The organism is Actinomadura sp. 7K534, assembly GCF_004348575.1.
GTDB classification, from domain to species: Bacteria; Actinomycetota; Actinomycetes; order Streptosporangiales; family Streptosporangiaceae; genus Spirillospora; species Spirillospora livida.
Genome location: NZ_SMKB01000033.1, coordinates 1 through 24,328 on the forward strand (window position 1 = coordinate 1; position 24,328 = coordinate 24,328).

The following is a 24,328-nucleotide window of genomic DNA, read 5'->3' on the forward strand; positions in this document are numbered from 1 at the left end:
GTCGGCCCCGGTCCCCGTCGAAGAGGTGCTGACCGACCAGTCCTAGAGCCCCTCGGGGCATCGGTCGTGCGCCCGGGGCAACGCTCACTGCTGTCCCGGGCGCATCTCCACGAACAGTGCGGTGGCCTCCGCGCACAGGCGCGGGCCGTCATGCAGCGTGCCTTGCAGGTACCGCTTGCGTCCGTCCTGCCCGCTCATTCGCACCCGGACCGCCAGCCGGCGCCGCAGCGGGGTGATGCCGCGGAAGTCGACGTGCAGGTAAGCGGTGCGCGATCTCGGTCTTCCGCCCAGGTCCGCGACCCGGCCGAGCGCGTCGTCGAACATCAGGGAGACCGCGCCGCCGTGGACCGCGCCGTGGCTGCCCGCGTGGAAGGGCCCGAACCAGGTGGTGGCGGTGACCTCGTCGTCCGCGTGGCGGGTGATCCACAGCGGCGGGCTGAGGGTCTGCCCGCGTCCGGGCAGCTCCAGCAGGCGGCCGAAGATCTGGTCCGCCGCGGCGGATTGGTGCGCTTCGAGCAGCTCCCGGGCCCGTGCGAGCAGCGCGCTCGCCTCCCGCACGGCGTCCGCCGGGGGGACGGCGCCGGCGGCGGCGTCCTGGAGCGCGCGCAGTTCCTCGACCATCGCGAGCCAGCCGTCCGCGGCCCGGCCGGCCGCCTCCCTGCTCCACGCGGCCCAGTCCGGGCTCAGCGCGGGCCCGCCGGCCGGGGCGTCCGCGGCGGCGGGCTCGGAAGCGGTGCCGCCGCGCTCAGCCGAAGAACTCATAGGACGCGTCGCCGCTCCCCCGGCGGCCGCCGACGTAGCCGCCCCGCTCGCTGGTGCGCTCCCATTCGGCCCCGGGCAGGTCGCCGCGCGTCCAGTCCGAGACGACGACCCGCCGCACGATGCCCCACCGGCCGTCGCGCCGTTCGAGGTGGTCGAGGTACCGCCCGGAGATGATGCCCATTTCCGGGGGCCCGTTGTCTGCGTGCGGATGGAAGGCGAGGAAGTAGACCTCGGCGCGGGCCCGGTCGCCGTCGAGCTCGATCACGGTGTTGGTGATGTGGTGGTTGCCCACGTGGTCCCACACCTTCTCGGCGCCGCTCACGACGACCTGCGCGAACTCTTCCCCGGGGCCGTCGAACGGACCGTGCCGGTCCGTCCCGCCGGGGGCGTACACGGACCTGATCAGGTCGAGGTCCGCCCGGTCCACCCCGCGGGCGTACCGGTAGAGCAGCCGGCGGATCTCCTCGTGGTCGCGCAGCCACCGTACTTCGCGGCGCAGCGCTTCGATCTCGGCGTCCATGGGCTCCGGCTCCTCCTCGGGCTCCGCCGCTCGTCCCGAGCGGTCGGCCGTGGACACGTGACGGCCCGCCGGCTCCTCTGAGGTTAGCCAACCAGCCAGTCGGTTGGCAATGCCGGAGACGAAGATGCTCTGCCGGTGAGCGAGGTGTCCCGCCGGGACCGGACGGGTCAGTTCCGCGAGTTGCGGCGGGCTCCGGTGGCCGGCTTCTCGGGCGGTGCGGCGCAGATGCCGCCCATCACGAAGTCGGTGACCTCTTCGACCAGCAGGTCGTCCGTGCCGTCCTCGGGACGGCGATACCAGTTGGGCACGTAGGCGAGGATCCCGATGATCGAGTACAGGGTCGTCGACGGCGCGAGCGGCCGGAACTCGTCGGTGCGCACGCCCTCGGCCAGGAGCGACTTCACGAACTCCTCGTAGCGGTAGATCCGCTGCCGGATCGACCGCGCGTCCTCGGCGGACAGCCGCTGGTCCATCCACGGGACCTCTTGGAAGAACACGACGAGCTCGTCATGGCTGGTGGCGACGTGTGCGACCTGCTCGCGGACGAAGAAGCGCATGCGCTCGGTGCTGCTGCCGGTCAGCGGCACCCGCGCCAGCATGTCCAGGGTCGCGTCGACCTGCTCGGACAGCAGCTCGTACAGGATCGCGCTCTTGGAGGGGTAGTAGTGGTACAGGGTCCCCTTGTTGAGCCCGACCTCGTCGGCGATCTGGTCCATGGTCGCGGCGAGGTACCCGTGCTCGCGGAAGATGCGCGCCGCGGTGGCGCGCACGTCGACCCGGCGCGACGGCCTAGGCATACCGCACCCGCCTCCGCTCCGAACTGCTGCCGATCACTGTTTCGTCCTTCCCGCGAGGATGCCCCGGTCCGCTCTGAGATGCGCCGGCGTCCGGGGCGGACTCCACGACCCGCCACTGCGAGATCAAATCGACTTGAGTGTAACCGACCACGCGGTGGGCTCGATCCGAATCCGGCGGTTCCCAGCGAAACCCACTGCGCCGCAGCACCCTCGCCTTCGCTTTCCCCCAAAGGCTTTCAAGCCCGCAGCGGCGCCGCCCTTCCAGACCACCGGCTCCCAGGCCCGCCCTGCAGCTGACCAACTGACCGGTCAGTCTCTGTGGCCACCGCGCCGCTGACCTGGCGCCGGGCGTCAACCCCTGCTCGCCGACGGATCGGCCGCATCGGGGCGTCCCGACCATGGCTGGCTGGTCAGCCGGGATCGGGACGTGGCCGGGTCAGGGTGGTCCTCAGGTGGACGAGCATGGCGGCGAAGGTCGCCGTCCAGGCGGCGAGCGCCACCCAGATCTCCGTCTCGCCGCTCACGCGGACGATAGGTAGGTCGTCGGCGGTGCCCAGGTAGTGGCCCGCGACGCCGGGACCGGTGACCGCCTCAACGTGGGCATGGACTCCTCAGCGGAACCAGGTCGGTCCGAGCGCTGGCTCGCGACGAAGCCGCGCATAGTAGCGATTCAGGTTGAATCAACCAATGTCACCGGTCACCTTTCAGGCGACCGGTACCGGCCGTTGACAGGCATGTCTTCCAGGGGTTCCCTCGTGAGGGAGATCGCCAAAGCTAGCGACGATTCAGATTGATTCCCATCGAGTCACCGAGGAGGCTCATCGGTGGACGGTCCCGACCGAACGGAGCCTTCGGTCAGCCAGCGGCGCCTCGCCGCCGAGTTGCGTCGGCTCCGGGACCTGGCCGGGCTGTCCGGGCGGGAGATGGCCCACCGCCTCGGCGTCAGCCAGTCGAAGGTTTCGCGCATCGAGTCCTGCCTAACTCTGCCCACTGCCCCCGAAGTCGCGGCATGGTCGACGGCCGTCAACGCCCCGACTGAAACTGTGGCGCTACTCGAGTCCCTAACGGAAGCGGCGTTCACCGAGGTACACCGCTGGTCGCACGTGCTGCGGAATCGCCCGCACCTGCAAGGTGACATCCAAGAGGTGGAGAGTGGGTCGCACCACGTCATGGTCTTTCAGAACGCAATCGTCCCGGGTCTGCTCCAAACCGCCGAATACGCCCGCCGCGTCTTCGCCTTCTTCTCGCCGGAGGGCACCGACGCCGACCTGTCGGCCGCAGTGGCCGGGCGGTTGAATCGCCAGCTCGTGCTCTTCGACCAGACCCGCCGCTTCGAGTTCCTGCTCACCGAGGCGGCGCTGCGCTGGCGGCCTGGGCCGGCCCGGCTGCTGCTGGCTCAACTCGACCGGATCTCCTCACTGGCGACGCTCGAGAACGTGACGGTCGGGCTTCTTCCCCACCGCGCTGAAGCCGTCACCTATGTGACCCACGGTTTCGCCCTTTTTGATCTCCGCGCTGATACGCAGGCTGGAGACGGCGAGGCCATCGCCATGGTCGAGACCGTCCACGCCAATCTAACAGTCAGCGATCCGGAGAGTATCGCGCTGTACCGCCATAGGTGGCGCCTGTTAAAAGACGTGGCCCGATACGGCGACGATGCCCGTCTCCTGCTCGACAAGATCGCCGCCGAGTTGAGAGCGGAGAAGCAATGACGGCACCCGGGACCGGGCGGGGAGCCGGTCAGCTCCCCGCCCGCGCGTCATCAGACAGAGCCGATTCGCGCCAGCACGAATCTCACCGCGAGCTGGACGTACTGGCCGATGAGCCTTCGCAGCCACACGCCCCGCCCGTTCCGCACCCGCCGGCGGAAGTCCGCGTACTCCTTGCGGCTGAAGACGAGCCCAGGCTGGTAGGGGTTCTTGGAGTCCCGGATGACGACTGCCCCCGCAACACGCTCGACGATGACACAGCCGCCGCCGTCACACCGGAAGTCGAACTCCGGCATCTCGTTCCCTCGCATCACACTTTCCCTTCTCCATGGCTTCGCGCTTTTCCGCGCTGAGACCAGCGTCCGATACGTTCCTCCGCCGCGAATCCGTCGCCGATCCGGCCGCACTCCGATCTCGGTCCTTTCTCTCTTCCACCATCGACACCTGCACGTACGCACTTGATGCGCATAAGGAGGCAGCCGTGAAATATCAAGTTCTCGGCCCCGTCGCGGCCTTGTCGGACGACTGCAGGATCCCGCTCCAGCAGAAGAGCCAGGTGCTGCTCGCAGTGCTCGTCCTAGAGCGTGGCCGACCGGTCCCGCGGCAGCGGCTAATGGAGATCATCTGGGACGAGCCCGACCCGGTCGACCGCGAGACCCGGCTTATCCGAATCGTCAGCGAACTACGCCAGCGGCTCCGCACCGCCAATCCCGAGGTGGCCGATCCGCTCCCCGACATGGGTGACGCTTACAGGCTCGTGATGCACCCGGAAGAAGCCGACGCGCATCGTTTCAGAGCCAAAGCCGCAAAGGCGAAGACGCTGGACGGGGAGGCGGCAATAAGGATGATGACCCAAGCCTTGGCTGAGTGGGCCGAAGGCCACGGCCTGTACGGCCGCCCCCTGGCGGGCCTCCGCAGCACCTGGGCTGACAGCAACCGCAAGAAGCTGCAAGACGAACACCGCGATGCCCACCTGTTCCGGCTGGAACGCATCGCACGTGACGGCGGCCACGAACAGGTGGCGGAAGAATGCCGCGTACTCGACGACGACGCGGAGTCGCTGCTGGACGAGTCGTTCGTTGCCATGTGGATGATCACGGCGTACCGCACTGGCGGCTCCGACACCCCGCTCAGTGTCTTCCGCCGCGCCGAGGAACGCTTCAGGCGTTCACTCGACCGCCCTGTCAGTCAGCCGCTCGCCGAGTTGGCACGGCGTATCGAGGCTCACGACCCCGAACTGGCCGGGTCCCATGGCAGCGCCCTCGCGCGGCTTCAACTCTCGCGCCCGGGCGGCATTCACCGCATCACCTCTATCACCACCCGAGCGAAGGAGACGACGACCATGGGTGAGCAGGCCGACCGGCCGGTTTTCGACAACAACAATTCGGTCATTGGTGCGCAGGCCGGGGAGTTCAAGGAGAAGGTCGTCATCAACCTCGGTGGTGTGTCACAGGTGGCTGACTCCGGGCAGGCCGGCCAGCCAGAGGACGACCGGAACGACACCGATGGACGCGCATCGTGAGCGATCAGCAGGCACCTGCCGGGCAGGGCGAGGCCGCCGCATTCTCCAGCACCGGAGGGACGACCGGTGCGCAGGGTGTCTTCAACGGCGAAGTCACCATCTACATTGCCGATCCGGACGATCCGCCGGGCCGCAAGCTTCAAGTCGCCAAGAATTACCTATCCGCCCTTATGCCGGGACCGGCACAAGACCTGCTGATGTCGGTGATCAGTCAGGGGTATCGCACTAGTGAGGCCGCCTATTACTGGATGCTGGCCATTCTAAGCGGCAAAGCGCTGGCAGACCTGGACACGGAGGGCCGTTACCGACTGCAAAGCGCATGGAAGCAGGTCCAGCAAAGTCGCGACCACTGGCTTACCGCCGCGACGGTGATCAAGGACTTGATCGTGCTGCTTCAAGGGCCACAAGGCGATGTGGCCGGGACCGCGAGAATGGATCAAATTCTGGCATCGTTCGACGACCTGCCCGAGGACCGGCGCGAGGAGATTCGCCGCCACCTGGACTCCCTGTTCACGACGGGGTTACGGCGGCAATTGGAGAACGCCTACTCTGAGCGAATTCGCGATCAGAGACTCGAAAACAAGCGCAAGGAGAGGGTGCCGAAGTTCTTCGAGCCAACGCCCTATCCGCCGCAGGACACTTTGTCGCCCCGGCCGACGCTCCATCCTGTTCGAGCAGCGCTCTTCACTGTAGCCGTCACCATGGGCGCGATCGGTGCCGTATGGGGGGAGTCTCTGTCACTTCGTTACGGCGGCAGCGTGGGGCCGGTGCTTGCGGTGTCGGCGATCAGCTGTACTGCACTGCTCGCCTGGTGCGCACCAGCCCGGTTCCCCGCGCGATTCTCGCCATGGCAGGAGGACCCGGCGCCTGAGGCGAAGAAGAAGATGGCAGCCGCCGTAGAGCGTGTCTTCGAGCAGGTCCGGCAGAACACCTATGACGGCGAGAGCACGGAAGGCTGGATCGCGGCGACGAGTCCCCTCCGATCTGCACTGGTCAGAGAGTACGCGAGCGTCTACGGGAGCCCCAAGGTGCCGCCGGGAGGTGTCGACTACCTGATCAAGCGGCATGCTAAGGACGCCTTGAAGCGCTTTCGGGCGGGAAGTCTCACCACGCGACCGAGAGAGGTCCATTGGTTCGACTGCGCCGCCGCCGTACTCGCGACGACCGCTCTCGGCACGATGATCCGAATATTTCTCAGCACCCCGACGAGAGCGACCGGTCCGATCGGGCTTGTGTTCTGCGCCGGCCTGCTGCTCCTCGCATGCCGTGGGGACGTCTTCCTCGTCCGGCTTCTGCGCAGAAGCGGTGAGCGGATCTTGGCCACCCGGCGGCTGCGCATTGAACAGAAATTGTATGAGGAGCGGTTAGCGGAGTTGGCCGACCGTCCTGAAGACACCGAGATGGCCCGCTGGCTGGACGACGACAAGCACTACTTTCGCACCCTGGTGTTGAACCAGTACGGCTTGGAGAGCGAGGACGTCATCGCCGAAGCCGTGCTCAGTGAACCGGCATCAGGGGCCCAACGGTCGCGAGTCCGCCGCGGCCCCTGGCGCTACTCGGCATACGTCATGTGGGTCTACCTGCTGACCAATGCCGGAGTCCGACAGATCATCGTGCACCTTGACTTCGCCAGCGGAACACTGAGCGACCAGATGCGCACGGCCTTCCGCTACGACGCGGTCGCCTCAGCGAGCATCATCGAGTTCGGGATCTGCTTCGACGAGGAAGGGCGAGGAGTTCTCCCGTCGAGGCAGCGCAAGCACCGATCACCGGCTCCGAAGCCGGACTCGGAGGCGGAGGAGAAACCGGGACCGAAATCAACGTCGGGCTCGGATTCCGAGCCGGTGATCCTGCAGCTGTTCCGGCTGGTCCTGATCAACCGGCAGCGATTCGACGTGACAGTGGAACACCTTGCCAAGGTGGACGAAGGACTCGCGGACGACACAACCTACTTGCGGCGGCTCGCACTTGACGACTCCGGCGTGAGCAGTGCTCTGCGGATCCTGGAACAGGTGGCGGCCGAGGGTGCTGACTGGGTCCGAAATGCCCGGCTGCGAGCGGACCAGAGCATTCTTTAGCCACTCGCCGCTTCACTCTCCACCGCACGGCGAGGACGGCGAAGGCGTGGGGCTCAGGCAAGGTTTGTGTTTCCCGCGCTGGGGCTGTCTGCCTTTTGTAATTCTGGTGCCCAGTGTGCAAGGCGTGACTTTCGCCTTCACGGAATGGGACGGGCTCAGCCCCACTCAGCATTTCGTGGGTCTGGGGAACTTCGCGAGGTGCTGGATGATGCGGCGGGCTGCGGCAGACGTTGATCATCGTCATGGCTGTGGCCGTCGTCCAGAAGGTCGTGGGGCTGCTGCTGGCGCTGGGCGTGCACGGCCGCAGGAACGTCGCCGTCCCGGCCGAGACCACAGGTTGATCGCTTCCCGGGCGGGTGAGGTGCGGTGTACGGCGGTGGGGGTATGCGCGGAGCCTCCTGTGGGCGGATGTGGCGGGACAGATGTTGCGGCGAGTGTGTGCGGGATCGCAGCACAGCCGAATGGAGGGAAGTCCGCCATGCAACAGCGCACAGCGTTGCGGTTCGCCGCGTCCGCCGCGGGGACCGTCGTCCTGTTCTCCGGTGTCGGCCTCACCGCGCAGGCCGCCGCCGAGACGGGCGCGCGTCCCGCGGCCACGTCCGCCGTCCTGGAAAAGCGGGCGGTGACCGAGTGGATCGAGCGGAACGCGCATCGGCTCGGCACCGTCGATCCGGGCGCGCCGCTGGACGACCTGGAGCCCCTGCGGCGTTCGGTGGGGAACGCCTCGATCGTCGGCCTGGGCGAGCCCCAGCACGGGCTGCGGGAGGTGACCGGGCTCAAGCACCGCACCATGCGCTACCTGGTGGAGCGGATGGGGTTCCGGTCCATCGCCTGGGAGGACGACTGGACGCTCGGCCTGGAGATCGACCGGTACATCCGCACCGGCCAGGGGGACGTCGACGCGCTGCTGCGGCGGACGAGCGGCGCCTGGGCCAACCGCGACACCGCCGATGCGCTGGACTGGCTGCGCGACTTCAACACCGGGCGCAAGAAGAACGACCAGGTCAGGTTCGTGGGCGTGGAGTACTACACGACCTGGCTCCCCGCCTACGACATCGTCGACGCGCACGTCGCGAAGGCCGCGCCGTCGCTCGTCCCCCAACTGCGAAGGCACATGAAGTGGCTCCGGCCGAGGAAGCAGGACGCCTGGGCCCACGCCGGCTGGTACATGCACGAGGTGACGGACAAGGAGCCCTACGTCGAGCACGCCCGCGACCTGTACGACATGGTCGAGCGGCTGCCGCACCGGCCCGGCGACCGGGCGTACTCGCTGGCGGTGCACGCCGCCAAGCAGATCCGCTCCTTCTACCTCAACTACTACATCCCGCGTGAGACCTCCTACGCCTTCCGGGACGCCCGCGCGGCGGAGAACCTGCGCTGGTGGCGCGGCCACCACCACAGCAAGGTCGTGTACTGGGCGGCCACGCCGCACACCGCCGCCGCCCCGGGCATGCGCCTGTTCAGCCCGGAGCAGGGCGAGATGGCCTTCGCGAGCGTCGGGTCGTACCTGCGCCGCTGGTTCGGGGGCCGCTACCGGTCGATCGGCTTCACCTTCGACCACGGGACCATCGCCGGGGAAAGCGGCACGGTCCGGATGCCGCCTCCGCGCGAGGAGTGGGTCGAGCACCCCTTCGGCCAGGCCACCCGCTTCGACCAACTGCTCATGGACCTGCGCGCAGCCGCACCCGCGCCGGTCCGCGAGTGGCTGCGGTCCCCGATCACCACGCGCGGCATCGCCACCGAGACCCCCGAACTGCCCTACGACTCCTACGCCACCGGCGGCACCGCGCGGCAGTGGTTCGACCTGGTCGTCCACCGCCAAGCGGTCACCCCCGCCCGACCACTCTGAGAGGGGCGGGGGGCGTTCCCGGGATTGCCATGGTCGCCGAGGCAGGGGAACGCGCCCCTGCCCCTGGCGGCAGCTGTGGGCTCATCTACATCATCACTGTCCGTGGGTGATGGTGGCTGCGCGTAGGTGGCCGTCGCCGGCGCCGAAGTAGACGACCCCGTCAGAGACCACTGCGTTGGGGGCGCGGCCGTTCGCCAGCCGCACCTTTCCCAGAGAGGTGCCGTCGTCGGCGTTCAGCAGATGCAGTTCCCCGGAATTCGTGCTGATGTAGACCGTCCCGGCCGAGATGGTGGGGGACGAACTCAACGTGGGGACGTCACTGCGCCACTTCACCGTGCCGGTCTTCGCGTCGATGGCGAACACCTGGCCTTGGTCTTCCTGGGCGTTGTTGCCGCCGACGTAGACGAAGCCATCGGCCACCGCGGGGGACGCCGAATCGTCCAAGTCGCGGAGGCCCGTCGGGGAACTCCACAGGCGCCTGCCGTCGGCCGGGTCGTGGGCCGAGACGGCGCCGTTCTCGCCCACCGCGTAAAGGACGCCGCCGAGGACGGTGAGCGATGCCGGCCTGGCGTGGACGTCCTCGGCGAAGGGGGCTTTCCACATCGGTCTCCCCGTGCGGGCGTTCAGCGCCTGCAGTTGCGGACCCGGCTTCTCTTTGCTGCTCGCGACGTAGTAGACGACGTCACCGTGGGCGGTCATCTCCCACACGACTCCGGCTTTGTGGCTCCACAGCTTCTTGCCGGTGGCGGTGTCGAGCGCGTCCACCGACGACCGCCAGTGATCGGACCCTCGGTGGTAGAAGTAGAAGCGGCGGCCGGAAAGCACCTCGCCGAGCAGCATCGCACGGGCCGGGTACTCCCACAGCCTGCGGCCGGAACCGGCGTCCAGCGCCCACACGCGGCCGTTCTCGTCATCGAGCGAGGAGTCGGTGAATCCGCTGGCGTAGATCCTGCTCCCGGAAAGGAAAAGGGAATTCCCGCTGCCCCACGCACGGTCGCGTTTCCACAGGCCGTCGCCGGTTCGGGCGTCCACGGCGTGGACGATTCCGTCGCCTTCGCCGAAGTACACCGTCCCGCCCTCGACGACCGGCGTCCAGTTCGGCTGCGCCCCGTAGGACCACAGCTGCTCCAGGACCGGCGGGCCGGGCTCGGCGGCGCGGCCAGTCCGGTCGGCGTCCGGCTCGCCGGCCGTGAGGACGAGGGTCGTGGCGACCGTGGCGAGGACGGTGACCGCGGCGAGGCCCGCCAGGACGCGGCGCCGCGTGAGCCACCGGCCCCCGCGCCGGGGAGCGGGGCCGGTGGGAGGGTCCGGATACGGCGCCGTCTGGACGGCCGTGGGAGCGGCGTCGGGTGCGGTCGGGGCGGCGGGCGGCGCCGCGAAGATACGGGTGATCTCGACCGTCAGCGGTTCGGGCAGCCAGCCGGCCCCGTCGCGCGGCCACGTCCGCGACGCGCGGCCCAGTTCCCCGACCAGGCCGGGGACGATGGGACGCCGGGCGGGGTCCTTGTCCAGGCAGCGGGCCACGACGTCCGCCAGCCCGGACGGCACGCCGGTGAGGTCGGGGTCCCCGTGGACGACCCGGTAGTTCAGCGCGTGCACCGAGCCGCCGCCGAACGGCCCCGCCCCGGTCGCCGCGTACGCCAGGACCGCGCCGAGGGCGAAGACGTCGCTCGCCGGGCCGACCGCGCCGCCGCGCAGCTGCTCGGGGGACATGAAGCCGGGCGTGCCGACCATCGCCCCGGTCACCGTCAGCCGGGTGCTCTCGGAGGCCAGCGCGATCCCGAAGTCGATCAGGCGCGGGCCGTCCGCGGCCAGCAGCACGTTCGACGGTTTGAGGTCGCGGTGCACCACTCCCGCGGCGTGCACGCTCTCCAGCGCCTCCGCGAGCGCGGCGCCGAGGGCGCGGACCGTCCCGTCCGGCAGGGCGCCGTGCGCGTCGATCGCGGCCTTCAGCGACAGTCCCGGGACGTACTCGGTGGCCAGCCATGGCGGCGTCCCGTCCGGGTCGGCGTCCACGACGGCGGCGGTGAAGGGGCCGCTCACGCGGCGGGCCGCCTCGACCTCCCGGACGAACCGGCGGCGGAACCCGGCGTCCTCCGCCAGCTCGGCCCGCACCACCTTCACCGCGACCGCGCGGCCGCCCGGCGGCGACGCCAGGAACACCTGGCCCATCCCGCCGCCGCCGAGCCGCCCGGCGAGCCGGTACGGCCCGATCCGCTCCGGGTCGCCCGCCTCCAATGGCGCGTACGCCTCCACTCCGCTTTCCCTCTCCTTCAGCCGGTGTCCGAGAGCACGCGCAGCACGCCGCCGTCCTCGACGTAGAGCCGTCCGCCGATGACGCTCGGACTCCCGCCCAGGTGCTCCTTCCACAGGCGGGTGCCGGTGCGGGCGTCCAGGGCGTAGAGGTTCCCGTCCCCGTCGTCGTCACCGTCGCCGAAGAGCACGGTCCCGTTCCGGACCGACACCAGACGGGCCTCGTCCACGCCCGGCTTGTGCCGCCACAGCGGCTCACCGGTGTCGGCGGCGAAGGCGCACACGTAGCCGTCGTTCTCGAAGTAGGCGACTCCGTCTGCGATGATCGGGGCGCCGGCCCCCTCGGCGATGGCGGGGTCCCAGTCGGCGCCCTCGAACTGCCGCTTCCACGCGTACCGGCCCGTCGCGGCGTTCACCGCGTGCAGGGAACCGTCCCGGCCGCCGAAGTAGACGGCTCCGTTCGCGGCGACGGGCGACGTGTCGAGCTGCTCCCCGACGCCGAGGCGCCAGAGGTCCGCGCCGGTCTCCGCGTCCACCGCGCGCAGGGTGCCGTCATTGACCACCGCGAAGACGACTCCTCCGGAGACGACCGGCCCCTCCTTCGAGAAGCCCTCGTAGACGTTCCGCCATATCTCGCGCCCGGTGCGGGAGTCGCGCGCGATGAGCCGGACGTCCGACGCGTAGACCTTCCCGCCGAGCGTCTCGACCGACGGATGGATGCCGTGGTCCTTCCACTTCCAGAGTTCCGCGCCGCTGCCGGGGTCCCGGGCGTAGGTGTACTCGCCGGCGCCGTAGTACACCACCGAATCGGCGGCTCCCAGGAACAGCGGGCCCGTCGGGACGTCGCCCAGGGGATGCGCGTGCTTCCAGCGCACCCGGCCGTCCTCGGCGTCCAGGGCGTACAGGCCGCCCTTCTGGTCGTCGATGTACGCCGTGCCGCCGACCACCTGCGCCAGGCGCATGCCCTCCTCCATGGGGAAGGTCCAGAGTTCCTTGCGCCGCGGCGGCCCGGTCGCCTCGGCCTGCCCGTCGTCGCCGGACGACCGGAGGGCGAGGACGACCGCCGCGGTGGTGAGGGCGACCGCCGCCGCGGCGGCCACCGCGGCCAGGATCCGGCGCCGCGCGGGGCCGGGCGCCCGCGTCCGCCCGCCCGGAACGGGCGCGCCGGGCGAGGCGGAAGGGCCGGAGGCGCCGGGCGGGAGCGGGGCGGACCGGACACGGAGGACGTCCGCGGCCACCGGGGCGGGCAGCCAGCCCGCCTCCGTGAAGAAGCCGGCGGCCTGCCCGGTCCCCGCCAGCCGGCTCAGCTCCCCGACCAGGTCAAGGACGGCGGGACGCCGCGCGGGATCCTTGGCCAGGCACCGGGCGGCGACGTCCGCCAGCGCGGGCGGCACACCGGTCAGCTCCGGTTCCTCGTGGGCGACCCGGTAGTTCAGTGCGTGCGCGTGCCCCGCCCCGAACGGGCCGGTGCCGGTCGCCGCGAACACCAGCACGGCGCCGAGGGCGAAGACGTCGCCGGCGGCGGTGACCTCGTCGGCCAGGAGCTGCTCGGGGGCGATGAAGCCGGGCGTGCCGACGACCATGCCGGTCTCGGTGAGCTCGGTGGCCTCGGCCGCCCGCGCGATCCCGAAGTCGATCACGCGCGGGCCGTCCGCCGCCAGCAGCACGTTCGAGGGCTTGAGGTCGCGGTGCACCACGCCCGCCGCGTGGACGCTCTCCAGCGCCTCCGCCAGCGCGGCGCCCAGCGCGAGCACCGCCGCCTCCGGCCAGGCGCCGTGCGCGGCGACCGCCGCCTCCAGGGAGACCCCGGGCACGTACTCGGTGGCCAGCCACGGCGGCGTCCCCTCGGGGTCGGCGTCGACCACGGCGGCGGTGAAGAAGCCGCTCACCTGGCGGGCCGCGTCGACCTCCCGGACGAACCGGCGCCGGAAACCGGGATCGTCCGCGAGCTCGGCCCGCACGACCTTCACGGCGACCGCGCGCCCGCCCGGCGACAGGGCGAGGAACACCGTGCCCATCCCGCCGCCGCCGAGCCGCCCGACGACCCGGTACCGCCCGAGCCGCTCCGGGTCGCCCGTCCGTACCGGTGCGAGACCGCTCACTCGGCTCCCTCCCCGGCCGCGGGGCCGGGGCCCGACATGGCCGTGCCCGGCATCAGGCGCAAGATCATAGTGGGGTTTCTCCATCGTCGGCGGGGCGGCGGGCGGGTTCGCGTCCCAATAGACGCGGCCGTTGGACGGAGAGTTCGCTCATACCCGAACGCGGTTCATGCGGCCGGGTCCGGCGCCTCCGCGTTGAACACATGCCGATATAGGAATATGATGGCGGCATGGCACGAGCAGCGACGACGTCGGACGTCTTCAACGCGATCGCCGAGCCGCAGCGCCGGGACATCCTGATGCTGCTGCGATCGGGTGAGCGGCCGGTGACCGAGTTGGCCCGGGAGCTGGGAATGACCCAGCCGGGGGCGTCCAAACACCTGCGGGTGCTCCGGGAGGTCGGGCTGGTGCGGGACCGCAGGGCGGGCAAGCAGCGCCTGTACGGCCTCGACGCCCGCGGGCTGCGGCCGGTCCACGAGTGGACCGGCGGGTTCGAGCGGTTCTGGAACGAGAGCTTCGACCGGCTGGACGCGTACGTGCAGGACCTGAAGCAGACAAGGCAGGAGGAATAGCTGATGAGCGCAACGGGACGGGGTGCGCCGGCGCGGTCCGCGACGGCCGACCGCGAGATCGTCATCTCCAGGGTCATCGACGCCCCACCGGACTTGGTGTTCGAGGCGTTCACCGAGGTCAGGCACCTGTCGCAGTGGTGGGGCCCGGAGGGGTTCAGCACCACCACGCGGTCGTTCGAGTTCCGCGTCGGCGGCGAGTGGGACTTCGTGATGCACGGACCGGACGGCACGGACTACGCCGAGTGGATCTCCTGGACCGAGATCGCCCCGCCGGAGCGGATCGCCCTGCTGCACGGCGAGTCCCCTGATGACCCGAACGCCTTCGAGTCGGTCCTCACGTTCGAGCCCGAAGGCGCGGCGACCCGGCTCCGGATGCGCACGGTGTTCCCCACCAAGGAGCAGCGCGACGAGGCGGTCGAGAAGTACCACGCGGTCGAGGGCGGCCGGCAGACCCTGGACAACCTGGCCGGCTACGTCGCCGAGACCGTTCGGAAGGGAGGCGAGGGCTGATGGCCGGGAAGGTGTTCTTCAGCGTGTCGATGTCGCTGGACGGGTTCATCGCCCCCGAGTCCCCCGAGGAGCTGATGGGGAAGCAGTGGGTGGAACTGCAGCGGTGGGTCTTCCCGCAGCGGTTCTTCCGGGAGAACCTGAAGCTCGGCGAGGGCGGCGAGGAAGGGCGCGACAACGACATCCTGCGGGAGACGTTCGAGCGCACCGGCGCGAGCGTCATGGGCAAGCGCATGTTCGACGCCGGGGAGCAGGCATGGCCCGAGGAGGCGCCGTTCCACACGCCCGTCTTCGTCGTGACGCACGAGAAGCGCGACCCGTGGGAGCGGCCGGGCGGGACCACGTTCCACTTCGTCAACGACGGCATCGGGCACGCGCTCGACCTGGCCCGCGAGGCCGCCGGTGACCGCGACGTCCGTGTCGCTGGGGGCGGCGCGACGATCCTGGAGTACGTGAACGCCGGCCTGATCGACGAGTTCTCGATCGCGCTGTCGCCCGTGCTGTTCGGCTCCGGGGTGCGCCTGTTCGAGGGCGTGGACGCGGGCCGGATCGCGCTGGAGCAGGTCCGGGCGGAGTCGTCCCCGCGGGTGACGCACCTGGATTACGCCGTCCGGGAGCGGTAGGGCGCACGGCGGGCGTTCAGGCTCCGGTCCGTCCGGCCGCCCGAACGTCCGCCCTGCCCGTGTGCAGGTAGCGCGCACGGCCCTCGCCGTCGTCGCCCAGGAACGCGACCGGCTTGTGTCCGGGCTCCGCGGGCAGCAGGGAGTCCCCCCGCCAGCCGAGCAGCTCCGTACGGTACGGCTCGTCGCCGAGCTCCACCGCGACGCCGAGGGGGACGTGCTCAAGCCACAGCCGGCCCTGCTCGTCGGCGCTCACCGTGGTCTCGCTGGTGCTCGACACGTACACGCCCGCGCAGCGCCCGGCGTCCGGGCGCACCGCGGGATCCGGGACGGGCTCGGCGGGCGATCCGACGACCCTGCCCAGGATCTCCTGCATCAGCGGCTTGCGGTCGCCGCCGTTGGTGAAGACCGCCACGCACACGTCGCGGGCGGGGTCGACCCGCAGGACGGCCGACTGCCCGACGGTGTTGCCGTCATGGCCGAAGACCGGGCCGCCCGGGAGGTCGTGAAGCGTCCAGCCCAGGCCCCAGGCCGTCCCCCAGTCGATGTCCGGCAGGGCGACCTGCGGCTCCCGCATGGCCCGCAGCCCCTCGTCGGTGAGATGCGCCCGGGCGAAGGCCAGCAGGTCGCGCGGGGTCATGGCGAGCATCGACCCGGCGGGCGCGTTCGAGCGCACCATCGCCCAGACCGGGACGGGCCGTCCGCCGAGGTGCCCCACCGCCGCGCGATGCAGGATCGCCTCGTACGGGTCGCTCGCCGCGTGCGTCATGCCCAGCGGCGTGAACAGGTGCTCCCGCATGCACCGGTCGAACGGCTCTCCCCGCATGACTTCGACGATCCGCCCGAGCACGCAGTAGCCCGCGTTGCTGTAGGAGAACATCTCCCCCGGCTCGAAGAGCTGCGGCACGTCGGCCAGCAGCTCCACATACCGCTCCAGGCAGTCGTCCCCCTTGCCCGTGTCGGTGAAGACGTCCCCCTCGATCCCGGACGTGTGGCACAGCAGCTGCCGGACGGTCGCCTCCCGGAACCCGGGGAGGTACCTCGCCACCGGGGCGTCGAGCTCCACCAGTCCCTCCGCGACGAGTCCCATCACCAGCGTCGCGGTCAGCGTCTTGGTGATAGACCCGATCTGGAACACCGAGTCGGCCGTGGCCTCCACCCCGGTCGCCGTGCTCAGCAGCCCGGTCGCCGCCTCGACCAGCCGCCCTCCGGCATCGACGGCGACCGCCGCGCCCGGCACCCCGTGCCGCTCCGCCAATCCCGGCAGCCGCTCTCGCAGCCACTCCTCGATCTCATCGATCCCCATTTCCATCGCCCCAACGTAGACGGCCTGGACGACAGGGCAGCGGCCCGAGAATCTGCGCCGCACCTTCCGGAGCGTTTCCAAGTCCTTTACCGGTCGTGGCGGTGCCGGCTGCCAGAGTTGTCACGGTGGCCATTCCCAGAGATCCCGACCGGCTCGTCTTCTTCACCGACGCCGTCGTCGCGATCGCCATCACGCTGCTCGTGCTGCCGCTGGTGGACGTCGTGCCCCAGGCGGCGCAAAGCGGGCTGAGCGCCACCGAGGTCGTCACCGAGCACCAGCCGGAGATCTTCGGGTTCCTGCTGAGCTTCGCGGTGATCTGCCGGCTGTGGCTGGTGCACCACAACTTCTTCCGGCACGTGCGGGCCTACTCCCGGCCGCTGATCATGTGCAATGTCGGGTGGCTGCTCACCATTATCGTGCTGCCGTTCCCGACGGAGATGGTCGGCGTCTACGGCGGCGACCGATTCACGGCCGGCTTCTACATCGCCACGATCCTGCTCGCCGTGCTGTTCCAGACCGGGCTGGAACTCGTCGTCCGGGCCGATCCCGAACTGGCGTCGGAGACGGCGCCGCCGCCGCCCGAATCCCTCCCCGGTTCGGTCACCGCCGCCGCGCTCCTCGCCGTCGCCCTCCTCCTCGCGGTGGCCTTCCCGCTTCTGAACTACTGGACGATGCTCCTGCTCTTCCTCTCCCCCACCATCGAGAAGGCCTGGCACCGCCACCGAGCCTGAACCGGCCGAGCGGCCCGCCCGCGGCCGCGACCGGATTCGCGGGGTCGCCCGCGCGGTCCGGCAAGATCGAATACCCTCGCACGGTCGACGGCCCGGACGCGCTCGCCCGTCCGGCCAGGCCCCCATTGCGAGGGAGCAGAAGCGGAATGAGGCGCCCAACGGGCGTCCCGGCTACCGGATTCGGTGGAAGTACCGAAGAGGCCCCGGGAAAGGACGAGTCCGCCTGGGATACGTGGACATGCGCGACGGCAACGGCGCAAGCATCCTCCGACACCCGCAGGTGCACGACGCCCGCGGATGCGCTCCACCGCGCACAAGGCCGTTCGAGATTCCGGCCGGCCGGATGACCACGTACCCCGGTGCCGTGTGCCTGCTCACCGAGCCCGGCCGGCCGCCGGCGGAAGTGATCTTCAATTTCTCGCACGTCAGCGGGCAGAGCCAGTACATCATGGAGGTCCCGCTTTCCCCTTGACCCGCAACGGCCGTAACGCCCGTTCAGGGAATTCGGGGATCGTCACGGGATGCGGATGGTGCGGAAGAAGTGGCGCAGCCGCCAGGGGCGCCGGCCGACGATCCGGACCTTGCCGGTGAGCACCGCCCGCGGCTTGCCGACGCGGTGGAACAGCATCAGGTTGAGCGTCGCCGGGTCGAACGAGACGCGTACGTCGGATTTGCGGCCGGGGCGTTCGACCGAGACCCGGCCGTCGTGGACGACGACGGTCACCGGTGTGGTGAAGCGGGAGCGGAACTCAGCCACCAGCCGGCCGGTCCGCACCGGTTCACCGGTCTCCGGGATTTCCAGGATGTGACCGGGACCGTAGGAGGTGACTCCGACGAAGAACAGCTCCAGGAACCATGCCGCGTCCTCCGGCGGGATCGGCCATGGCTGCCGCGCGGCACGTGCGATGTCGCGTCCGTGGATGAGGATCTCGTTGAGCAGATGGGCGAGCAGCCCGGCGACCGGTACGCGGGAGCCTCCCAGCCACGGCAGCGGCGCATCCGGTGCGGTCTCGGCGGTCGCCCGGAGCAAGGCGCCCACTCTCTCGCGCAGCAGGTCGGCGAGTTTCACGGGGTCTCGTTCGGTGAGTTCCCGTAGATCGGCCGCGTTCATTTCCGCCACGGTGTCCAGCGTGGTGTCGGCCATGCAGCCGGGCGGTGCCGTCTCCGGAGCGCGCTCAGGGTCGGTGGACGTTATCGAGACGTAGAGCCCGGCGATATTGGCGACGTGTGCTGCGACGTCGGTGACGGACCATTCCGGCGTCGCTTTCACGTTCGGGTCCGGCACTGACCTGACCAGGATCGCGAATCGGTCGGTGGCGGCTTCCAGGGCCGTACGAACTCTTGTCCATTCCTCATCGGTGATCACCGGCGGCCAGTCGGCGGACTGCCGTTCCATCGCCGCAGGACACATGGGCGTCCTCCCGTCGCGCCGCCGGCGGCGCGCGTGCGCGGACGGCGGGGTCACCGCGCATACCGCGGGTGCCCGTGTGCGATGAAACTAGCCGTGCCGGCGGGTCAGGGGCAAGTGTTCAGCAATGACCTTTTCAGAAATGCACGGGCCTGAGCTTTCTTGACGGCATTTATGGGCGCGTTCTAGGCTGCGCGATATCTCATTTCCTTGCAAAGGGTCAGCGGAAACGCCGGCCCGCTTTTGAGAAGGACGCGGATCATGACCACGACCACCGAGCGGCAGACCGGGGAACTGGGCGGCGATCCCACGACGCCCGGCGAGTGGATTGATCGCGCGCGCCGGGTGGCCGGGATACTCGCCGGCGACGCCGCGCAGCGGGACCGGGACGGAAAGGCTCCCTACCGGGAGGTCGAGCTGCTGAAGGACAGCGGGCTCGTGACGCTGCTCGGGCCAGCGGAGCACGGCGGCGGCGGGGAGACCTGGACGACGGCGCTTCGGGTGTGCCGGGAGGTTTCCAAGGCGGACGGCTCGGTGGGCCAGTTGCTGGGGTACCACTATCTGTGGTCCTGGGCTACGCGTTTCTTCGGCACAGAGGAGCAGATCGCCCGCGACGAAGAGCGTTATACGCGCAACCGCTATTTCTACGGCGGCGCCATTAATCCCAGGGACAAGGACATCGTCGCGACCGACGAAGGGGACGCTCTCCGGCTCAACGGCGGCAAGTCGTTCGCATCGGGCAGCCTGGTGTCGGACCTGACCTGCCTGACCTGCGCGCTGGAGGACGGCAGCAGGCTCTTCGTCATCGTGGACTCGAAGTCGCCGGGCCTGGTCTACAACCACGACTGGGACAACATGGGCCAGCGCCTGACGGAATCGGGCAGCATCACCGCCACGGACCTGATCGTGCCGTGGAACGACGCCATCGGCGACGCCGAGAAGAAGAGCACGCCCATGGTGTACGGCTCGCTCTCACTTCTCACGCTCCAGCTCGTCATGACGAACCTGTATCTCGGGATCGCGGAAGGCGCCATGGAGTCGGCCGCCGAATACACCCGCACAAAGACGCGGCCCTGGCCGTACGGCGGCGACGACAAGGACGCGGCGACCGACGAGTGGTACATCCTGGAGGCGTACGGGGAATTCCGCTCCAAGTTGTGGGCGGCCGAGGCGCTGATCGAGCGGGTCGACGAGCGGCTCTCCGGCCTGCTGCACGGTCCGCGGGAGGCCGTCACGATGGAGATGCGGGGCGAGACGGCGGTCCGGGTCTCCGCGGCCAAGCAGCGGATCATCCGGGACGGGCTCGACGTGTGCACCCGCATCTTCGAGGTGATGGGCGCCAGGTCGACGTCCGCGGCGTACGGGTTCGACCGGTTCTGGCGGAACCTGAGGACGCACAGCCTGCATGACCCGGTGGCCTACAAGGCGCGTGAGGTCGGACGGTACACGCTGCTCGGCGAACTGCCTCAGCCGTCCTTCTACACGTGAGCCGGCCGGTTCGGGCCCCGGTACGCGGTGCGGCCGGGAGGTCCGTGGTGGAGCATGGTCGGCAGGCGAGTCCACCGGAGGTCACGGTCGTGAAGCAGCATCGCCGGAACTACGGCCAGTACTGCGGCCTGGCCGCCGGGCTCGACATCGTCGGCGAGCGCTGGACGCTGCTGATCGTCCGGGAGCTGCTGGCCGGGCCGTGCCGCTACAACGAGCTGCTCGCCAACCTGCCGGGCATCGGCACGAACCTGCTGGCCGACCGGCTGAAGTTCCTCACCTCGTGCGGGCTCGTCCGCCAGCGGCCCCGCGCGGGGTCGAAACTCCGGGTCTACGAGCTGACCGAGCAGGGCGAGGGCCTGCGGGAGACGGTGCTCGCCCTGGCCCGCTGGGGCCTCGGCACGCTGGACGAGCCCCTCCCCGGCGACATCGTCCGCCCCCGGTGGGCGGCGCTCGCCATCGAGGCGATGATCCAGCGGGACATGGCGGGACCGGACGAGCAGTACGAGTTCCGGATCGGCGACGAGGTCTTCCACGTGCAGGTGCTCGACGGCCGGGCGGCGGTCGTCCACGGGAAGGCGACCACCGAGCCCGCGCTCGTCCTCACCACGGATTCGGTCACCTTCGTCAAGATCGGCGCCGGGCTGCTGAACCCGCTGGAGGCCACGCTGACCAACCGCCTCGTCCTGGACGGCGCCGAGGACGCGATCATCCGCTGCTCGCGCCTGCTCGGCCTGATGGCCTAGCGGAGCCGCTCACCATGCGCGCACAGGTCGCGCACGACGCGTACAAGGGAGGTACCGGTGACTGAGGCGTACGTTCGCGAGCCGGACCCGCCGAACCTCGGCGTCGGCACGCGCGAGTCCTACGCGTTCTCCGTGGAGGCCACGATCGGGCAGCGGAGCATGCGCTACCTCATCGGCCGCCGGTTCGGCGGGCACACGGCCGTCACAGTGCTGCTCGTCTCACATCCGGCGACCCTCGCCGGCACCCACGTGTGGATCACCGAGGACGCGGCGGCGGGCAGCTGCCGCGTCGTGACCTACGTGCCCACCATGAAGACGCCGATCCAGCTGGTGGAGCGCCATGTCCTCGGGTGCCTGCCGCTGACCGACATCGGCTACCTGGACCTCATGGCCTGGCGCTACCCGGGCCTCGGACCCGGCCGGGAAGGAGCCCCGGCCGACATCTCGTGGAGCCGCTGGGACGGCGCCTCGGCCCGCAGCTACCCCGGGCCGTCCTGCACCCCGGGGCTGACCGTCACCGAGGCGACCGACCGGTCCACCCGCATGGTCGTGGCGCGGGCCGTCGAGCGGCTGGGCACGCCCGTCCGGCGGTGGGAGGTCCTGGAGCTGGGCGACCCGGACGCCGGCCGGCTGCCCCGGCGCATCCAGGTGTCCCGTCCGCAGACCGGGCACTGTACGGAGCTGCGGCGCACCACCGAGCCGGCGGACGTCCCCGCGGCGGCCTTCGAGACCGGGCCGGCCGAGCTCGGCGAGACCATCGAGGCGGCGCTGGACGGTCGGGCCGGCTGAGCGCGCGGCGGGTCACGGCGACCCGTTCAACCTCGGAAGTCTCGCAATCGAGCGGCTCGCGCCACCCGGCCGGGCACGCCGCGGGACGGTCCGCTCACCGGTCCGGTGCGAGGCGGCGGGCGAGCCAGTCCAGTGACATGAGGTGGCGCCGGTCCAGGTCGCCGTGGCCGCCCGGGAAGAGCTCGTAGTGGACGGTCTCCTCCCGGACGCCCGCCCTGGTGAGGGCCCGGTCGAACGCCTGCGCGCCGAGGTCGAGGTAGTGCTCGTCGGCCGCTCCGCCGTCCACCCAGATGCCCCGCATCGACCGCAGCTCGCCGGCGTACCCGGGGACCATCCGGACGGGATCCAGGTCCAGCCAGCGCTGCCAGACCTCCGGGATCAGCATGCCGCTCAGCGGGTCGAAGGGAATCTCGGGCGTACCGTCCTGCCGCGCCGAGAAGCAGGCGGACACGCCGTACAGGATGAGCAGGGAGCGGTCCGCGGGCGCCGCGGGGACGCCGCGCTGCCGGAACTCCTTCCACCAGCGCTGGATGTCCCCGTCGTAGGGCCGCAGGAAGCGGATGCAGCGGAGGAACTTCGCCACGCACGTGTAGTCGAAGAGGGCGTCCCCGGCGTGGGTGGCGAGCCCGCCGAAGAGGTCGGGGCGCAGCATCGGGGTGATCATCGCCCCGTAGCCGCCGCTCGACTTCCCGGCTATGCCGCGGTGGTCGCGGTGGGCCAGTGTCCGGTAGTGCCGGTCGACCCACGGCACGATCTCGTCGCACAGGTAGGAGTGGTAGCGGCCGGTGCCCGGCGAGTCCAGGTACTGGCTTCCTCCGTAGGCGGTCCAGGCGTCGACGTACACGACGATCGCCGGCGGTGCGGCGCCGGAGGCGAAGAGCTCGTCCACCGCCTCGACGAACGTCTTGCGGAACGGCGCGCGGTTGCGCCACATCTCCACGTGCCCCAGGTATCCGTGGAGCATGTAGACGGCCGGGTAGCGGCGGTCCGGCATTTCCTCGTAGGACGGCGGAACGTACACCCACAGCGGGCGCCGCCATGGGTCGTCCAGCGGATTGCCGCGAAGCAGCTCGCTCTCGAATACGTGCTCATCGAGACGGCCGGACATTCCGGCTGACCACGGAAGCATTTCCATCCTCCTGGGCCGTATGCGTGCCCGGCGGGCGCTCGGCATGCCGGTCAAACATAACCGCAACATTGATGAATGGCCATTGGCGGTGTTTGACTGCAGGCCCGTGCTGTCATTGAAATCCGCCAGGGAGAGGAATTGGTATGAACGGCCGGTTGACTTACCTCCGGATCGGTCGCCGGCTGGCGCGGATCTGCGGACTGTGCCTGCTGGCCGGCGGGCGGATGGCCGTCATCGTGCTCACGGCGCGGCGGCCCGTGCGCGCCCGGCGGCTGACGGCCGAGCTGGTCCGGCTGATCGAACGGCTGGGCGGCGCGTTCATCAAGGCGGGCCAGATCATGGCGACCCGGGTGGACCTGGTGGGCCCGACCGTGGCGGGCGGGCTCAACCGGCTCCACGACGAGGTGGCCCCGATGACGGCCGCGGAGGCGGCCGGCACCGTGCGCCGCGCCCTCGGCCCGCTGCCCGGCGAGATCGCGGACGCGCTGGCCCACCCGCCGGTGGCCAGCGGTTCGGTCGCGTCGGTCTACCGGGTGCGGCTGACCGGCCGCACCGTCGCGCTCAAGGTCCGCCGCCCCGGCGTCGAGGAGGCCATCGGCGCGGACCTCGCCATCATGGGCGTGCTGGCCAGGGCCGTGACCAGGGTCCCCGCCCTCCGCAGGGTGCCGGTCGCCGAGATCACCGAGCAGATCGGGCGGTGCCTGGTCGGGCAGCTCGACTTCGCCGCCGAGGCGGGCAGCCTGCGGCGGATGAAGGAGCTGCTTGCGGAGATGCCCGAGGTGCGGGTTCCCGCGGTCGTCCCGGAACTCTGCGGCGACGGCGTGATCGCCATGGAGTTCGTCGACGGGCTGGCGCACGCCTCGATCGGGCGGCTGCCGGCGCGGGTCCGCGAGGAGGAGGTCGCGGTCCTCGTCCGGGCCGTGTACCACCTGCTGTTCTCCGGCGGCTTCGTGCACGTCGACCTGCACCAGGGGAACACGTACTTCCGGCCCGACGGGACGGTCGTGCTCCTCGACGCCGGCTTCACCTACACGCTGGGCGCCGAGGCGGCCCGGAGCTTCACCGGGTTCTTCGGCGGCATGATCGAGGGAGACGGCGAGGGCTGCGCCGACATCCTGCACGCGACCGTGCGGGGGGCGACGTCGTCCGCGGCCATCGACGAATTCCGCACCGCGGTCGCCGACCTCGTCAAGCGGAACACGGGGGCGCGGGTCCGCGATTTCAACCTGTCGGTCTTCTGCGTGGAGCTGTTCGACATTCAGCGCCGCTGCGGGCTCTTCGCCGAACCGGAGTTCATTTTCCCCATGCTCTGCCTGCTCAGTCTGGAAGGGCTGGTGAAGGAGCACCATCCGACGATGGACTTCCAGATCGAGGCGGCACCGTACGTCATGGAGAGCCTGCTCGCCGAGCCGCCGGATGAGCAGCGGAGCATTGCCTTGCCATAGG

22 protein-coding genes are annotated in these 24,328 nt (G+C 70.3%); 13 read left to right on the forward strand and 9 right to left on the reverse strand.

All coding sequences use genetic code 11. The features are described 5' to 3' along the window. Positions 1-84: 84 nt before the first annotated feature. The 3 genes from E1266_RS09845 to E1266_RS09855 form a co-directional block, all read right to left on the reverse strand. Entirely contained in the window at positions 85-762 is a 678-nt protein-coding gene (locus E1266_RS09845; protein WP_132046001.1) for a PaaI family thioesterase, read from the reverse strand. After that, positions 746-1,339 carry a nuclear transport factor 2 family protein gene (locus E1266_RS09850; protein WP_165966006.1) on the reverse strand — a complete coding sequence of 198 codons (594 nt, stop codon included), beginning with the start codon at positions 1,337-1,339 and terminating at the stop codon, positions 746-748. The genes E1266_RS09845 and E1266_RS09850 overlap by 17 nt, the downstream gene beginning before the upstream one ends. A 110-nt stretch (positions 1,340-1,449) precedes the next feature. Then, positions 1,450-2,079: a TetR/AcrR family transcriptional regulator gene (locus E1266_RS09855; RefSeq protein ID WP_132046003.1), complete on the reverse strand. Its 630-nt coding sequence runs from the start codon at positions 2,077-2,079 to the stop codon at positions 1,450-1,452. Positions 2,080-2,903: 824 nt separating this feature from the next. On the opposite strand from E1266_RS09855, the gene E1266_RS09860 reads away from it, so the two are divergent. Next, complete coding sequence (locus E1266_RS09860; RefSeq protein ID WP_132046004.1) at positions 2,904-3,791, forward strand: helix-turn-helix transcriptional regulator; 888 nt, start codon at positions 2,904-2,906, stop codon at positions 3,789-3,791. Between the two features lie 50 nt (positions 3,792-3,841). Here the strand turns inward: E1266_RS09860 and E1266_RS09865 are convergent, their stop codons facing one another. Then, on the reverse strand, positions 3,842-4,084 hold the full coding sequence (locus E1266_RS09865) for a DUF397 domain-containing protein (protein ID WP_207945523.1): 243 nt from the start codon (positions 4,082-4,084) through the stop codon (positions 3,842-3,844). A gap of 32 nt (positions 4,085-4,116) precedes the next feature. On the opposite strand from E1266_RS09865, the gene E1266_RS09870 reads away from it, so the two are divergent. The 3 genes from E1266_RS09870 (at position 4,117) to E1266_RS09880 (ending at position 9,237) form a co-directional block, all read left to right on the forward strand. Further along, complete coding sequence (locus E1266_RS09870) at positions 4,117-5,310, forward strand: BTAD domain-containing putative transcriptional regulator (RefSeq protein WP_132046006.1); 1,194 nt, start codon at positions 4,117-4,119, stop codon at positions 5,308-5,310. After that, complete coding sequence (locus E1266_RS09875; protein ID WP_132046007.1) at positions 5,307-7,388, forward strand: hypothetical protein; 2,082 nt, start codon at positions 5,307-5,309, stop codon at positions 7,386-7,388. Before E1266_RS09870 ends, E1266_RS09875 begins: the two co-directional genes overlap by 4 nt. A 478-nt stretch (positions 7,389-7,866) precedes the next feature. Next, the gene (locus E1266_RS09880; RefSeq protein ID WP_132046008.1) at positions 7,867-9,237 is read left to right on the forward strand and encodes an erythromycin esterase family protein; all 1,371 of its coding nucleotides are present in this window, start codon (positions 7,867-7,869) and stop codon (positions 9,235-9,237) included. A gap of 93 nt (positions 9,238-9,330) precedes the next feature. Here the strand turns inward: E1266_RS09880 and E1266_RS09885 are convergent, their stop codons facing one another. Both E1266_RS09885 and E1266_RS09890 read right to left on the reverse strand, forming a co-directional pair. Continuing rightward, positions 9,331-11,493 (reverse strand): serine/threonine-protein kinase, encoded by a 2,163-nt coding sequence (locus E1266_RS09885; protein ID WP_132046009.1) that lies wholly within the window; start codon positions 11,491-11,493, stop codon positions 9,331-9,333. Positions 11,494-11,510: 17 nt separating this feature from the next. After that, positions 11,511-13,592 carry a serine/threonine-protein kinase gene (locus tag E1266_RS09890; RefSeq protein ID WP_165966008.1) on the reverse strand — a complete coding sequence of 694 codons (2,082 nt, stop codon included), beginning with the start codon at positions 13,590-13,592 and terminating at the stop codon, positions 11,511-11,513. A gap of 227 nt (positions 13,593-13,819) precedes the next feature. Between E1266_RS09890 and E1266_RS09895 the strand changes: the two genes are divergently transcribed. From E1266_RS09895 to E1266_RS09905, 3 genes are read left to right on the forward strand one after another with little or no spacing between them, the layout of a single operon-like run. Continuing rightward, positions 13,820-14,161 carry a metalloregulator ArsR/SmtB family transcription factor gene (locus tag E1266_RS09895; RefSeq protein ID WP_132046011.1) on the forward strand — a complete coding sequence of 114 codons (342 nt, stop codon included), beginning with the start codon at positions 13,820-13,822 and terminating at the stop codon, positions 14,159-14,161. Between the two features lie 3 nt (positions 14,162-14,164). Continuing rightward, positions 14,165-14,671, forward strand: coding sequence for an SRPBCC family protein (locus E1266_RS09900; protein WP_132046012.1), 507 nt, complete (start codon positions 14,165-14,167; stop codon positions 14,669-14,671). After that, complete coding sequence (locus tag E1266_RS09905) at positions 14,671-15,291, forward strand: dihydrofolate reductase family protein (protein ID WP_132046013.1); 621 nt, start codon at positions 14,671-14,673, stop codon at positions 15,289-15,291. Before E1266_RS09900 ends, E1266_RS09905 begins: the two co-directional genes overlap by 1 nt. A 16-nt stretch (positions 15,292-15,307) precedes the next feature. Here E1266_RS09905 and E1266_RS09910 read toward each other — a convergent pair whose 3' ends face one another. Next, positions 15,308-16,600, reverse strand: a complete 1,293-nt coding sequence (locus tag E1266_RS09910; RefSeq protein WP_243718337.1) for a serine hydrolase domain-containing protein — start codon at positions 16,598-16,600, stop codon at positions 15,308-15,310. A gap of 119 nt (positions 16,601-16,719) precedes the next feature. Here E1266_RS09910 and E1266_RS09915 point away from each other — a divergent pair, with 119 nt between their 5' ends. Further along, entirely contained in the window at positions 16,720-17,325 is a 606-nt protein-coding gene (locus E1266_RS09915) for a TMEM175 family protein (RefSeq protein ID WP_165966009.1), read from the forward strand. A 238-nt stretch (positions 17,326-17,563) separates the two neighbouring features. Beyond that, positions 17,564-17,797, forward strand: coding sequence for a hypothetical protein (locus E1266_RS09920; RefSeq protein WP_132046015.1), 234 nt, complete (start codon positions 17,564-17,566; stop codon positions 17,795-17,797). A gap of 42 nt (positions 17,798-17,839) precedes the next feature. Here the strand turns inward: E1266_RS09920 and E1266_RS09925 are convergent, their stop codons facing one another. After that, positions 17,840-18,721, reverse strand: a complete 882-nt coding sequence (locus E1266_RS09925) for a maleylpyruvate isomerase family mycothiol-dependent enzyme (RefSeq protein ID WP_132046016.1) — start codon at positions 18,719-18,721, stop codon at positions 17,840-17,842. Positions 18,722-18,994: 273 nt separating this feature from the next. Between E1266_RS09925 and E1266_RS09930 the strand changes: the two genes are divergently transcribed. From E1266_RS09930 to E1266_RS09940, 3 genes are all read left to right on the forward strand, one after another. Continuing rightward, entirely contained in the window at positions 18,995-20,221 is a 1,227-nt protein-coding gene (locus tag E1266_RS09930) for an acyl-CoA dehydrogenase family protein (protein WP_132046017.1), read from the forward strand. 89 nt (positions 20,222-20,310) lie between these two features. Next, positions 20,311-20,964: a helix-turn-helix domain-containing protein gene (locus E1266_RS09935; protein ID WP_207945524.1), complete on the forward strand. Its 654-nt coding sequence runs from the start codon at positions 20,311-20,313 to the stop codon at positions 20,962-20,964. 57 nt (positions 20,965-21,021) lie between these two features. Further along, positions 21,022-21,753, forward strand: a complete 732-nt coding sequence (locus E1266_RS09940; protein ID WP_132046018.1) for a hypothetical protein — start codon at positions 21,022-21,024, stop codon at positions 21,751-21,753. Between the two features lie 94 nt (positions 21,754-21,847). Here the strand turns inward: E1266_RS09940 and E1266_RS09945 are convergent, their stop codons facing one another. Continuing rightward, positions 21,848-22,882 carry an alpha/beta hydrolase-fold protein gene (locus tag E1266_RS09945; RefSeq protein WP_132046019.1) on the reverse strand — a complete coding sequence of 345 codons (1,035 nt, stop codon included), beginning with the start codon at positions 22,880-22,882 and terminating at the stop codon, positions 21,848-21,850. Between the two features lie 143 nt (positions 22,883-23,025). Between E1266_RS09945 and E1266_RS09950 the strand changes: the two genes are divergently transcribed. Further along, positions 23,026-24,327 (forward strand): AarF/ABC1/UbiB kinase family protein, encoded by a 1,302-nt coding sequence (locus tag E1266_RS09950; protein ID WP_132046020.1) that lies wholly within the window; start codon positions 23,026-23,028, stop codon positions 24,325-24,327. The last annotated feature ends 1 nt before the right edge of the window (position 24,328 follow it).